Annotated in this window: 9 protein-coding genes; 4 read left to right on the top strand and 5 right to left on the bottom strand. The window is 67.1% G+C overall.

Translation table 11 applies throughout. From position 1 onward, the window contains the following. The first annotated feature begins 15 nt into the window (after nucleotides 1-15). Nucleotides 16-1,233, top strand: a complete 1,218-nt coding sequence (gene hemA / locus O3139_RS14110; protein WP_269514734.1) for a 5-aminolevulinate synthase — start codon at nucleotides 16-18, stop codon at nucleotides 1,231-1,233. A gap of 27 nt (nucleotides 1,234-1,260) precedes the next feature. Next, nucleotides 1,261-2,220, top strand: coding sequence for an alpha/beta fold hydrolase (locus tag O3139_RS14115; RefSeq protein ID WP_269514735.1), 960 nt, complete (start codon nucleotides 1,261-1,263; stop codon nucleotides 2,218-2,220). A 267-nt stretch (nucleotides 2,221-2,487) separates the two neighbouring features. Here the strand turns inward: O3139_RS14115 and O3139_RS14120 are convergent, their stop codons facing one another. Continuing rightward, a complete protein-coding gene (locus tag O3139_RS14120) occupies nucleotides 2,488-3,669 on the bottom strand; it encodes a TMEM43 family protein (RefSeq protein WP_269514736.1) in 1,182 nt (393 codons plus the stop codon). 165 nt (nucleotides 3,670-3,834) lie between these two features. Between O3139_RS14120 and O3139_RS14125 the strand changes: the two genes are divergently transcribed. After that, the gene (locus O3139_RS14125; protein ID WP_269514737.1) at nucleotides 3,835-4,701 is read left to right on the top strand and encodes a WecB/TagA/CpsF family glycosyltransferase; all 867 of its coding nucleotides are present in this window, start codon (nucleotides 3,835-3,837) and stop codon (nucleotides 4,699-4,701) included. Here the strand turns inward: O3139_RS14125 and O3139_RS14130 are convergent. Next, a complete protein-coding gene (locus O3139_RS14130) occupies nucleotides 4,688-6,982 on the bottom strand; it encodes a glycoside hydrolase family 3 N-terminal domain-containing protein (RefSeq protein WP_269514738.1) in 2,295 nt (764 codons plus the stop codon). The genes O3139_RS14125 and O3139_RS14130 overlap by 14 nt on opposite strands. Before the next feature lie 89 nt (nucleotides 6,983-7,071). Further along, the gene (locus O3139_RS14135) at nucleotides 7,072-8,367 is read right to left on the bottom strand and encodes a sugar MFS transporter (RefSeq protein WP_269514739.1); all 1,296 of its coding nucleotides are present in this window, start codon (nucleotides 8,365-8,367) and stop codon (nucleotides 7,072-7,074) included. Between the two features lie 186 nt (nucleotides 8,368-8,553). Here O3139_RS14135 and O3139_RS14140 point away from each other — a divergent pair, with 186 nt between their 5' ends. Then, nucleotides 8,554-10,170 (top strand): alpha-amylase family glycosyl hydrolase, encoded by a 1,617-nt coding sequence (locus O3139_RS14140; protein WP_269514740.1) that lies wholly within the window; start codon nucleotides 8,554-8,556, stop codon nucleotides 10,168-10,170. Nucleotides 10,171-10,240: 70 nt separating this feature from the next. Here O3139_RS14140 and O3139_RS14145 read toward each other — a convergent pair whose 3' ends face one another. Both O3139_RS14145 and O3139_RS14150 read right to left on the bottom strand, forming a co-directional pair. Continuing rightward, nucleotides 10,241-10,927 carry a TorF family putative porin gene (locus tag O3139_RS14145; RefSeq protein ID WP_269514741.1) on the bottom strand — a complete coding sequence of 229 codons (687 nt, stop codon included), beginning with the start codon at nucleotides 10,925-10,927 and terminating at the stop codon, nucleotides 10,241-10,243. Nucleotides 10,928-11,011: 84 nt separating this feature from the next. Further along, a complete protein-coding gene (locus tag O3139_RS14150) occupies nucleotides 11,012-12,391 on the bottom strand; it encodes an ammonium transporter (RefSeq protein ID WP_269514742.1) in 1,380 nt (459 codons plus the stop codon). Between the last annotated feature and the right edge of the window lie 97 nt (nucleotides 12,392-12,488).

The raw sequence follows: 12,488 nt of genomic DNA on the forward strand, positions 1-12,488 counted from the left end.
TGGGGGAAATCCGCCATGAACTACGAAACCTTCTTCCAGACCGAACTCGAGTCGCTTCGCGAAACCGGTAACTACCGGGTCTTCGCCGAGCTGGAGCGCAAGCGCGGGTCGTTCCCCAAGGCCAGAAAGCACGGCGATGGACCCGACGAGGTCACCGTCTGGTGCTCCAACGACTATCTCGGCATGGGCCAGAGCGCCCATGTGCTGCGCGCCATGCACGAGGCGCTGGACAGCTGCGGGGCCGGGGCCGGCGGCACCCGCAACATCTCGGGCACCAACCACCATCACGTCCTGCTGGAACGCGAGCTGGCCGATCTGCACGGCAAGGAAGCGGCCCTGCTGTTCACCTCGGGCTATGTCTCGAACTGGGCGGCGCTGGGCACCCTGGCGGCCAGGCTGCCGAACTGCGTCGTGCTGTCGGACGCCTGCAACCACGCCTCAATGATCGAGGGCATTCGTCACAGCCGCGCGGAATACAAGGTCTTCCGCCACAACGACCCGGCGCATCTGGACGAACTGCTGTCGCAGATCGAGCCCGGTCGGCCGAAACTGGTCGCCTTCGAGAGCGTCTATTCGATGGACGGCGACATCGGCCCGATCCGCGAGATCGTCGAGGTGGCCGAAAAGCACGGCGCCATGACCTATCTGGACGAGGTCCACGGCGTGGGCCTGTACGGTCCGCGCGGCGGCGGCGTCGCCGAGCGCGAGGGCCTGATGGACCGGATCACGGTCATCGAGGGGACGCTGGGCAAGGCATTCGGCGTGATGGGTGGATACATCGCCGCCTCGACCGCCCTGTGCGACTACGTCCGCAGCTTCGCCTCGGGCTTCATCTTCACCACCGCCCTGCCCCCCGCCGTCGCCGCCGGGGCCGCGGCCAGCGTCCGGCACCTGAAGGCGTCCGAGATGGAGCGCGCCCGGCATCAGGACCGCGTGGCCCGCGTTCGCGATCGCCTGACCGCCGCCGGCATCCCGCATATGCCGAACGACAGCCACATCATCCCCGTGATGGTCGGCGACCCGCACAAGTGCAAGATGGTGTCGGACTGGCTGATGGCGCACCACGGAATCTATGTGCAGCCGATCAACTATCCGACCGTGCCCCTGGGCACCGAGCGGCTGCGGATCACGCCCTCGCCGGTGCATGACGACGGCGACATCGACCGGCTGATCGACGCCCTCTCCGAAATCTGGGGTCACTGTGCCCTGGCCCGCACCGCCGCAGCCGCCTGATCGCATGACACCGCCATCCGGGACCGCATGAAGACGGTCCTCCGGGTGGCCTTGATCCTGCTCGTCCTGGCCCTGTCGGGTCTGGGCGCGTGGCTTTATGCACCGGACAAGACGCGGGCCGACCTCGAACCGCAGTATCTCGCCCGCCCCGGCGACATGATCGAGGTGGCCGGCACCCGGCTGCACGTCCGCGACACCGGCCCGCGCACGGCCCCCGCGGTGATCCTGATCCACGGTTTCGGCTCCAGCCTGCACACCTGGGAGCCGTGGGCGGAGGGGCTGGACGACGCGCTGCGGGTCATCCGGCTGGACCTGCCCGGATCCGGTCTGTCGCCGCCCGATCCGGCCGGTGACTATTCCGACGACCATGTCATCGCCCTGCTGCTGGCCATGATGGACCGGCTGGGCGTTCAGAGGGCGTCGTTCGTCGGCAACTCGGTCGGCGGGCGACTGGCCTGGACCATGGCGGCCAGTCATCCGGAGCGGGTGGAGCGGCTGGTCCTGGTCTCGCCCGACGGATTCGCCAGCCCGGGGTTCGCGTACGGCAAGGCGCCGGACGTGCCCTTCATCATGCAGGCGATGCGCTATGTGCTGCCGCGCGGGATGCTGAAATCCAACATCGCCGTGGGCTATGCCGACCCGGCCGCCCTGACCGGGCCGACCGTTACCCGCTATCGCGACCTGTTGCTGGCCCCCGGTGCCCGGCAGGCCATGCTGGACCGGATGGAGCAGACGGTGCTGCGCGATCCCGTGCCGATGCTGCGCCGGATCAAGGCCCCGGTCCTGCTGGTCTGGGGCCAGGAGGACCGGATGATCCCGTTCGCCAATGCGGCCGATTACCAGCGCGAGCTGGTCGATGTCCGCCTGGTGTCCTTCGCGGATCTGGGTCATCTGCCGCAGGAGGAGGCCCCGGCGCGGTCGTTGCCGCCGGTGCGCGCGTTCCTGCTGGATCCGCGGACCGCGACGGAGACGATCACCAGGCCGTGAGGACGGCACGGTGGCGGGCGTGAATCGCACGGACTGGCGTCGGTAACCCGTCGCCGTCCCTTTCGTAGCCAGGCCCGAGCGTTCGCCTGCCTCCCACCGCCCTGCCCGTGCCACGGGGCCTGCCATGTCCAGCATCCCCCCTTGCCCCTCGCCCGACCGCCGCGCCCGGCGTGCGGCGAATATCGGAAGCCGACATCAACCGGGCGCTGCCGGTGCTCGGCTATGGCACCTGGCACCTGTACACGCGGATAGTGGAACGCTGAGGCGTCAGGCGGTCGCGGCGGCCGCCTGGGCCTTCTTGTCCCGTCCGCGGCCGAACCGGTAGACGGCAAAGGCGATCGCGCCGCCGACAGCCAGGATGAGGATGGTCGTCACCGGGCGGAAGGCCAGCCAGGCCAGGGCGATGGTCACCGTGCCGACGATCAGCCCCAGCACGAAGCCGATCAGCCCGGTGCCCATGCGCACGATCGTCCCCGCCAGCGGCAGCACGTCGGCCAGAACGCCCAGCGGGGCCAGGATCAGGCCGAATCCGGCCATCAGCAGGATCATGCCGACGACCCGGATGATCCAGGCGATCAGATCATTCGCTTCCTGGGCGCTCTGGAACATATCGCCGGCCGGCACGTCGCCATCGGCCACCAGCAGGATCTCTGAGCCGTTCCGTGTACGGTACGGCAGGAAATCATCGCCGTTCTGGCGCGCCACGACGCTGATCTCGGCCGCCGGGGTCAGGTCATAGGAGACGCGGATATCGCCGATCGCCGGTGCGGAAGGGTTCTCGCCGATATAGATCCGGTTCTGGCTCACACTGAGCGTCTGGCCCTGTCCGGCGGCGGCCTGGATGGCCTCCTCGTTGTCACCGTTCAGCGGCAGCGGCTGTTCGCCGCCGACCTGGCTCAGCACGCTGTCGCCCAGGCTGTAGGCCCCGAGCGTCGCGTCCCGGGCATAGATCTCAGTCGCCTCGATCGACATCTCCGGGTTCTCGTGACCGGCAGGCTCGGCGAAGGCGCTGGAGTCGACCGCGCTCGACGACCACGTCTTTGAATAGGTGTAGGTGGTCACCGTCTCTTCGGAGCCGCCCAGCTTCGTGCGGGTCTCGCTTTTCGACTCTTCGGTCCATTGATACATTTCGACGTTCCGGGCCAGTTTCACCCCGGTGCCCGTGACGCCGAATCCGGTGTCCTCCAGCGGTGCGGTGACGGAGATCTCGCCGGTCACATGCACCAGCTTCTGATCGTTGCCGGGCTGGATCGGGCTGGCGGGAGCCTCGACCACCAGACCCGCACCCTCGGTCAGGCCGCGCGCGGTCTTGACCGCATTGCCCTCGTTCCAGGCCAGACCGATGACGCAGCCGACGATCAGCACGATTCCGACCAGAATGCCGGTGAAGGCCGAGCCGACGCGACTGAACCAGGACGTGGTCGTGGTCCTGGTGATCTGATCCGGCATGGTGCCCCCCCGAGCGCAGTGCGATACCGGCGAGGCCGGCAAGCGGCTGCTATAGCAGCTGGACCGTATCCGCACAGCGGCCATCGTCTGACCGAAGCTGACCGTCAGACGGGGTTAAGCCTGTCCGGTTACCCGCCCTTGAGGATGTTCGGGCCAGGATGGCACATGGTCGATCTGTCGCCCGAAGCCATGGACACTGCCCGGTTGTCCGATCGGCGCAATGCCGGACGACGCCCGATCCGCGCGGCACGGCGAGCGCGCGAACGGGTGAACCTTCTGGGACAGCCGATGGATCTGGTCCGTCCCGAAGAGGTCCTGCACCACGTCGACACCTGGGTGAGCGAGGGACGCAAGGCGGTCGTCGCCAACCACAATCTGAACAGTCTGAACCTGATCCGGCGCAATCCGGCGATGGCGGCCTTCTATGACCGGGCCGATCTGGTCGAGGTCGACTCCGCCCCTCTGATCGCCTTCGCGCGAATGCTGGGTGTACACGGCCGGACCTTTCACCGCTGCACCTATCTGGATTGGCGCGACCATTTCTGGAGCCTGGCCGACCGCAGGGGATGGCGGATCCTGTATCTGGGCGGGGCACCTGGCGTGGCCGAGACAGCCCGCCAGCGTCTGACGACCCTGTATCCCTCCACGATCATCGCCGTGCGCGACGGCTATTTCGACGCCACGCCCGGATCGGCCGAGAACGCGTCCTTGCTGGCCGGGATCGCGGCGTTCAGGCCGCACATCCTGTTCGTCGGCATGGGCATGCCGCGTCAGGAGGTCTGGATCGGTCAGAACCTGGACGCCCTGCCCGACAGCGTGATCTTCTCCGTCGGCGCCGCCTTCGACTATGAGGCCGGGGTCCAGGACGCGGCCCCACGCTGGATGGGGCCATTGGGGATCGAGTGGCTGTATCGTCTGGTCAGGGACCCGCAGCGGCTGGCGAGACGCTATCTGATCGAGCCCTGGGGTCTGGCCGACCTGATCGTGGCCGATGTCGTGACCGCGATCAGGGCACGATTCAGACGCGGGTGAGCGTCAGCACCGCCGGTTCACCCGTCTGGGCCGACGGGGCTGCCCAGATGTGGAACTGTCCCGGTTCGACGGTCAGCCTGCTGTCGCCCCCGATGAACATCAGCTGGCTGCGATCCAGGGTGAACCGGGCCGTCGCGGTCTCGCCCGCATCGATCCGCAGCTTCCGGATATTGCGCAGGCGACGGACCGGCTGGGTCAGACTGGCGACCCGGTCATGGATGTACAGCTGCACCGTCTCTTCCACCGCGCGGTCGCCGGTATTGGTGACCGCGACCGAGACCTCGACAGAGCCATCCCAGGCCAGGACGGGGTTCGACAGGGCCACGGCCCCATAGGTCAGAGCGCCATAGGTCAGCCCATGTCCGAACGGATAGCGGGCGACATTGGCGACATCGCGATAGCGCGCCGTGTATTCCTGGGTTGCCAGGGTCGGGTCGGCGGGTCGGCCGGTCGACTTGTGGTCATAGCTGAAGGGCTGCTGACCGCCGCGCATCGGAAAGCTGACCGGCAGACGACCCGACGGCGAGACCTTGCCGAAGACCACATCGGCCACGGCATGACCCATCTCACCGCCCAGAAACCAGGTGACGACGATGGCCTCGGCGTCCGCGACCGGGCCTGTCAGGTCCAGCGCCCGGCCGTTCCGCAGCAGGACAACGACGGGCTTTCCGGTCGCACGGACGGCCTCGGCCAGGGCGCGCTGGGGTGCAGGAATGTCGATCTCGGTGCGGGACTGGGCCTCGCCCGACATGCGGCTGCTCTCGCCGAGGGCAAGGACGACGACGTCGGCCTCCGACGCAGCCCGCACGGCGGCATCGATCCCCCCGGTCAGCGCGGTCTCGACGTTCGACCCCTGCACGACCGTCAAGGCTTCCGCGTCGTCCATGACGGCGAGGAACCCCTCGGCCAGCGACACCCGGCGGCTCTCGTCGCCCCAGATCGTCCAGGGGCCGAACACGTCCCGGTCCTCGGCGAACGGCCCGATCAGGGCGATCTTCTGACCCGCAGCCTTCAGCGGCAGCAGGTCGCCGTCATTGTTCAGCAGGACGATGGATTTCACCGCCGCTTCCCGCGCGAGATCGCGATGCGCCGATGCCCCCACGACGATGCGCTCTCGCTCCGGATCGCAGCCGCGATAGGGGTCGTCGAACAGGCCCAGCGCCGCCTTGGTCATCAGCACGCGCCGGACGGCCTGATCGACGCGCGCCATGGGCACCTCGCCGGACGCCACAAGACCCGGGATATGCTCGAGGAACAGGCCGGACACGAGGGAGGCATCGACCCCGGCCATCAGGGCGATCCGCGTAGCGTCGCGACCGTCGGCCGCGAAGCCGTGGGCGATCAGTTCCTGATCCGCCGTGTAATCGGTGACGACGTAGCCGGCAAAGCCCCACTCCTCGCGCAGGATCTCTGTCAGCAGATAGGGATTGCCGCTGGCCGGAACGCCGTTGATGTCGTTGAAGGCCGTCATGACCGACAGGGCGCCCGCGTCGAATGCCGCCTTGAACGGGGGCAGGAAGATGCCCCGCAGCGTCGCGTCCGACATGTCGGTGGTGTTGTAGTCCATCCCGCCCAGCGCGGCGGAATAGGCGGCGAAATGCTTGGGCGTGGCCAGCAGGGCATCGCGATCGGCCAGGCCCCGGTCGCCCTGAAATCCCTTGACGCGCGCGACGGCCAGAACCTCGTTCAGCCAGACGTCCTCGCCCGCGCCCTCGACCACACGTCCCCAGCGCTGGTCCCGGGCCACGTCGACCATGGGGGCATAGGTCTGGTGAATGCCGGACGCCGCGCCCTCGACCGCTGCGGCCCGCGCGGTGCGCAGGGCCAGGTCGGGATCGAAGGCCGCCGCTTCCGCCAGGGGCACGGGGAACACGGTCTTCAGGCCGTGGATGATGTCGGCGGCGAACAGCAGGGGAATGCCCAGCCGCGACTGCTCGACCGCGAGGGTCTGGATCCGACGCCCGGCCTCGGCACCCACGCCATTGAACAGGCAGCCGACCTGACCGTCGCGGATCATCCGCGTCACGCGAGCCGGGTCGCCCTGTCCGTCCAGCGGATTGACGTTCTGAGGCCGGAACCGGAAGGGATCGGCGAGCACGTTCAGCTGCCCGGCCTTCTCCCCGATCGTCATGCGCGCGATCAGCGCATCGACGCGGTCCCGGTTGGCCGCGACCTGGGCCGCAGCGCGACGCGGAGCCGCCATCAGTCCTCCGACGATGGCCATTCCGAGCGCACCGGTCAGCATGGCGCGACGGGACGTCCGACTCCGGTGGTCGGCCATTTGTCGGGCTCCGTCATGGCTGCAACCGCTCACAGGAGGCGCTCCGCACGGCCGTCAGGGATGCACCCCTTCTGTGAAGCCACGTGTGATCAGTGACCGCCGGTGACCGGGGTTATGGTCTCGCTGAGCGGTGTTTTTCGAGCGGCGGCGATGGCGAAGACGGTCAGGGCGAGGTAGCCGATCAGGGGCACGACGAAGGCCGGATTCAGCACGCCGCCGGAGGCGTCGGCGATGCGGCCCGAGATCAGCGGCAGGATGGCCCCGCCGATGATGCCGAACACCAGCAGGCCCGAGGTCGCCGAGGCCGGGGCCGACGACCGCTCCAGGGTCAGGGTGAAGATGGTCGGGAACATGATAGAGTTGAAGAAGCCGATGGCCAGGGCCGCATAGGCCGCCATGCTGCCGCCCGTCTGCATGACCACGACGCACAGGATGGCGGCGACCACGGTGCAGATCGCCAGCAGCACGCCGGCCGGTACCACCCTCAGCACCAGGCTGCCGACAAAGCGGCCGACCATGGCACCGCCCCAGTAGAGGACCAGCATCTTGCCCGCCGCCTCGAGCGGCAGGCCCAGCACGCTGTCACTGGCGAGGAAGTTGGTCAGCATCGAGCCGATCGCAACCTCGGCCCCGACATAGAGGAAGATGGCCAGGCAGCCGAACAGGGCCCAGGGCGAACCCAGGGCGGAGACCAGGGAGGCGTCTCCCCCGGTCCGGGCCGGGGCAGCGGCATTGATCTGCTTGCGGGCCGAGAAGATGAAGGCGGCAACCACGGCGAAGAAGGCACCCAGCGCCAGAAAGGCCAGGTCGATGCTGCGCATGGACTGGCCCCGGGTGGCGACCGTCACGACCGCACCGGCCGCGAACACCCCGCCGGTCAGCAGCAAGTGCGACCCCAGCCACGGCCCGACCGTGGCCCCGAACGAGTTGAACGCCTGGGAGAACACCAGCCGGAAATGCGAGCTCTTCCTGGAGCCGAGTTCGGCCACCAGCGGATTGGCCGCGACCTGCAGCAGCGTCACCCCCGACGCGATCACGAACAGGGCCACCAGGATGCCCGGATAGAAGTCCGCCATCGTCGATAGCGGCACGATCAGACACCCCAGCACCATGGTCGCCAGTGCCGCGATGATCGCCCGGCTGTAGCCCAGCCGCGCCAGCACGGCCGCCGCCGGCAGGGACGCCACGCCATAGGCGATGAACCAGGCGAAGGTGGTCAGGAAGGCCTCGGTATAGCTGAGCTCGAAAACCTTCTTCACCGCCGCAATCAGCGGATCGATCAGCGACGTCGCAAACCCCCAGGCAAAGAACAGCGTCGTCACATAACCAAAGGCCAGACCCGTGCCTTTACGCGGGGCTGTTTCGACGGTTTCGAGGGTGCTCATGGCGGCCTGACCTTCACGCTTCCTGGCGGGCGTTGATCGCCCGTGACAAATTACACCGACCATGCGTCACCCAGATTGGCGCGCGCGTAAAGCAAGTTCTGCCGGTTCGAAATCAAAAGTGGTCGCCAAAGCGTGACCGGGCCGGAGATGGCTCGACGCGTGGCGAGCGGTTTGCCACTGTATCCCATGACCCGGACCTCCCCCTCCCCGGCCTCCGTCGCCTCGCCCGACTGGTGGCGGGGTGCGGTCCTGTATCAGATCTATCCGCGCAGCTTCGCCGACAGCAACGGCGACGGGATCGGCGATCTGCCCGGTATCACCGCCCATCTGGATCACGTGGCATCGCTGGGCGTGGACGGCATCTGGCTGTCGCCCTTCTTCACCTCGCCGATGAAGGACTTCGGCTACGACGTATCCGACTACGTCGGCATCGACCCGATCTTCGGCACGATGGCGGATTTCGACAGGCTGGTCGCCCGGGCCCACGAACTGGGCCTGAAGGTCATCATCGACCAGGTCTATTCCCACACCTCCGACCAGCACGCCTGGTTTCTGGAAAGCCGTCAGGACCGGACCAATCCCAGGGCCGACTGGTATGTCTGGGCCGATGCGAAGCCCGATGGCTCCCCGCCGTCGAACTGGCAGTCGGTGTTCGGCGGCCCGGCCTGGACCTGGGACGCCCGCCGGCACCAGTACTACATGCACAACTTCCTCAAGGAGCAGCCGCAGCTGAACGTGAGGAACCCGCAGGTGCAGGAGGCCCTGCTGGCCGTCGCCCGGTTCTGGCTGGACAGGGGTGTGGACGGATTTCGCTGCGATGCGCTCAACTTCGCCATGCATGACCCGGCGCTGACCGACAATCCGCCGGTTCTCGCTCCCGGCAAGCGAAAGCGGCCCTTCGACTTCCAGCAGCACATCCACAACCAGTCGCAGCCGGGGATTCTGGACTTCCTGAAACGGCTGCGGGTCCTGACCGACAGCTATGCCGACCGGTTCATGGTCGCCGAGGTCGCGGGCGAGCGCGCCAATGAGGAGATGCACGAATATACCGAAGGGACCGAGCGACTGCATTCCGCCTACGGATTTCTGTATCTTTATGCGCCCGAACTGACACCCATGCTGGTCGAGCAGGGCCCCGCGATGTGGCCGGGGACGCCGGGCGAGGGCTGGCCGTCGTGGGCGTTCTCAAACCACGATGCGCCGCGCGCGGTGTCGCGCTGGGCCCAGGGTCGCGATCCGAAGGCCTATGCGGAGATGGCCCTGCTGCTGCTGATGTGTCTGCGGGGGAACGTCTTCGTCTATCAGGGCGAGGAGCTGGGCCTGCCGCAGGCGGACGTTCCCTTCGAACGACTCGTTGATCCCGAAGCCATCGCCAACTGGCCCGAGACCCTGGGTCGCGACGGAGCACGCACACCGATGCCATGGCGCTCGGATGACGCTTTCGCCGGGTTTTCAACCGTTGAGCCATGGCTGCCGGTCGATCCGCGGCACCGCGCGCTGGCCGTGGGGGAGCAGGAGCGGGATCCGGTCTCGACCCTGCATCTGTCACGCCGGGTCATCGCCCTGCGCAGATCGCATCCCGCCTTGCGCCGGGGCGGGATGACGATGATCTCGGCCCCCGATGGCCTTCTGGTCTTTGCCCGGAAGACCTCTGCCGACGTCCTCGTTTGCGCCTTCAATCTGGGGCACGACCCGATCGACTGGCCGATGCCAGAAGGGGCATTGGTGCTGGAGTCCCTGAACGGTGCCGGGGTGGCCGGGAAGCCTTTTCCTGCCTTGGGGGCCCTGGTGCTGCGCCTGTGAAAAAGGCCCCTGTCCTGTCGACAGGGGCCCTTCCATCGAAGCGAGCCCGTCACCTTGACGGGCAGTATCTTCAGAACAGGACCTTGATCGTCCCCACAATGCGATCATCGGCCAGCGGTGCATTGTCCACGTCGGTGCCGTGATAGCGGACATCGGCCACCAGATTTTCGGTGATCGCGTAGGAGGCCCCGACGTTCCAGGTGACGTAGTCATCGGTGACGTCCAGCATCTGCTTGCCGACCGCGCCAGTGACCGTCCACTTGTCTGAAGGCGTGAAGGCCACATTTCCCTCGACATAGGTCGCTTCCTCATCCACGCCGAAGAAGTCGGGCGAATAATAGAGGGCCACGCCAGCAGTCACCGGGCCGACGGCTCGCGACACGGCGGCCTTGTACTCCAGATAGCCATAGTCGGCACCGGACGGTGCATCCGTGTAGCCATAGCCGACCACGCCGACATCAAAAGCGAAGCCCTGAGCCTCGCCGCGATAGCCGCCATAGAGATCGATCTCCGCGTCCGTGGAGTCACCGAAATCGACGTTCGAGGCCCAGACGCCGGCATAGAAACTGCCTGCCGTGAGGTCGACACCCGCCTGAAGGGCAGGGTCTTCGCCGGTCTGGCTGAAGCCGCGGAAGACGTAGTCGCGCGTGACGGCCGCATTGAAGGCCACGTTGACGTCCTGGGCGGACGCCGAACCGGCGATTGCGAGTGCGGCAAACGCAGCCGCCATGGCGGCGGAAGTGGTGTGAAGTCTCATCTCGATATCCCCTTTTAGATTGTTTTTGAGTGGGAGGTGTGCCGGGACGGCCCGGTGAGAACCGCCCCGGTCGTTCGTGTGGTCTCAGACGTTTTCCAGGCCTTCGCCATGCAGCGTCGTGTCCAGACCTTCCGCTTCCTGCGCATCCGTGACCCTGAGGCCCGTCGTGAACTTGCAGATCACCAGGATGATGAAGGTCACGACGGCAGACCAGGCGATGGTCCAGGCCAGGCCGAGCGCCTGGGTAGCGATGTTCGCGCCTTCGGACAGGCCGTTCACCGCCGTGGTGGCGAACACGCCGGTCAGGAGCGCGCCCAGCAGGCCGCCGGCACCGTGGATGCCGAAGGCGTCCAGGCTGTCGTCGTAGCGCAGCAGCTTCTTCAGCCACACCGACGAGGCGTAGCAGACCGGTCCGGCGATCAGACCGATGAGGACGGCCCCCTTCGGATCGACGAAGCCGGCCGCCGGCGTGATGGCAACCAGACCGGCGACCATGCCGGACAGGACCCCGATCAGGGACGGCTTACGCTTCTCGATGACCTCGACGATCTTCCAGGTCAGGGACGCGGCCATGGCGGCAAGGATGGTGTTGAGCAGGGCGACCGATGCGATGCCGTCCGCCGCCCAGGCCGATCCGGCGTTGAAGCCGATCCAGCCGACCAGCAGCAGGGAGGCACCGATCATGGTCAGGACCGGATTGTGGGCGTTCATCGCATCCTTGCCGTAACCCTTGCGCGGTCCGAGGAACAGCGCGCAGACGAGGCCCGCGATACCCGAGTTGACGTGCACCACCGCGCCGCCGGCGAAGTCCAGCACGCCGGCCGCGCCGAGGAAGCCGCCGCCCCAGACCCAGTGCGCGATGGGGGCATAGACGAAGATCGACCACAGGGCCGTGAACAGCAAAAGCGCCGAATATTTGATCCGCTCGGCGAAGGCGCCGGTGACCAGGGCGGGTGTGATGATGGCGAAGGTCAGCTGATAGGCGATCCAGAGATACTCCGGCAGGCCCTTGGCCAGGCTATGGGCCGTATCGATTCCGACGCCGTTCAGGAAGGCCGCCTGGGTCGAGCCGATATAGGCGTTCACGGTCTCCGCGTCGAAGCCGAACACGGGCTGACCCGATCCGAACGAAAGACTGTAGCCGATGGCGAACCAGGCCAGGCTGACCACGGCGGAAACGCCGACTGACTGGGTGATGGTGGCGATCACGTTCTTGCGTCGCACCATGCCGCCATAGAACAGCGCCAGACCGGGGAGGGTCATCAGCAGTACCAGGGCGGTGGAGGTCAGGATCCAGGATGTTCCGGCTCCATCAAGCTCCAGAGGCACCTGGTGAGCCAGCAAGGCCGGTGCAGGCGTGGCCGCAGCCGCATCCTGGGCGAAGGCTCCGCCCGCGTAGAACAGCGCGGCGGTCAGAAGCAGGAGGCCAAGGACCCCCGGTAGTCGATTCCAAAACTGCGACATGAATGCACCCCCTGTGTGATCTCGCAGTTGCGAACTGTTTACCGCAACGTTGACTGACGCAAGGGCTTCAGCGGTGTTCGGCGCAATTTTCGTGTGC

Origin of the sequence: Brevundimonas subvibrioides (assembly GCF_027271155.1) — a bacterium.
GTDB classification, from domain to species: domain Bacteria; phylum Pseudomonadota; class Alphaproteobacteria; order Caulobacterales; family Caulobacteraceae; genus Brevundimonas; species Brevundimonas subvibrioides_D.

Bases quoted from the DNA above. Each gene is read 5' to 3' on its own strand.
- O3139_RS14140 (WP_269514740.1), top strand. From the start codon at position 8,554: ATGACCCGGACCTCCCCCTCCCCGGCCTCCGTCGCCTCGCCCGACTGG.
- O3139_RS14130 (WP_269514738.1), bottom strand. From the start codon at position 6,982: ATGGCCGACCACCGGAGTCGGACGTCCCGTCGCGCCATGCTGACCGGT.
- O3139_RS14120 (WP_269514736.1), bottom strand. From the start codon at position 3,669: ATGCCGGATCAGATCACCAGGACCACGACCACGTCCTGGTTCAGTCGC.
- O3139_RS14150 (WP_269514742.1), bottom strand. From the start codon at position 12,391: ATGTCGCAGTTTTGGAATCGACTACCGGGGGTCCTTGGCCTCCTGCTT.
- O3139_RS14115 (WP_269514735.1), top strand. From the start codon at position 1,261: ATGAAGACGGTCCTCCGGGTGGCCTTGATCCTGCTCGTCCTGGCCCTG.
- hemA (WP_269514734.1), top strand. From the start codon at position 16: ATGAACTACGAAACCTTCTTCCAGACCGAACTCGAGTCGCTTCGCGAA.
- O3139_RS14125 (WP_269514737.1), top strand. From the start codon at position 3,835: ATGGTCGATCTGTCGCCCGAAGCCATGGACACTGCCCGGTTGTCCGAT.
- O3139_RS14135 (WP_269514739.1), bottom strand. From the start codon at position 8,367: ATGAGCACCCTCGAAACCGTCGAAACAGCCCCGCGTAAAGGCACGGGT.
- O3139_RS14145 (WP_269514741.1), bottom strand. From the start codon at position 10,927: ATGAGACTTCACACCACTTCCGCCGCCATGGCGGCTGCGTTTGCCGCA.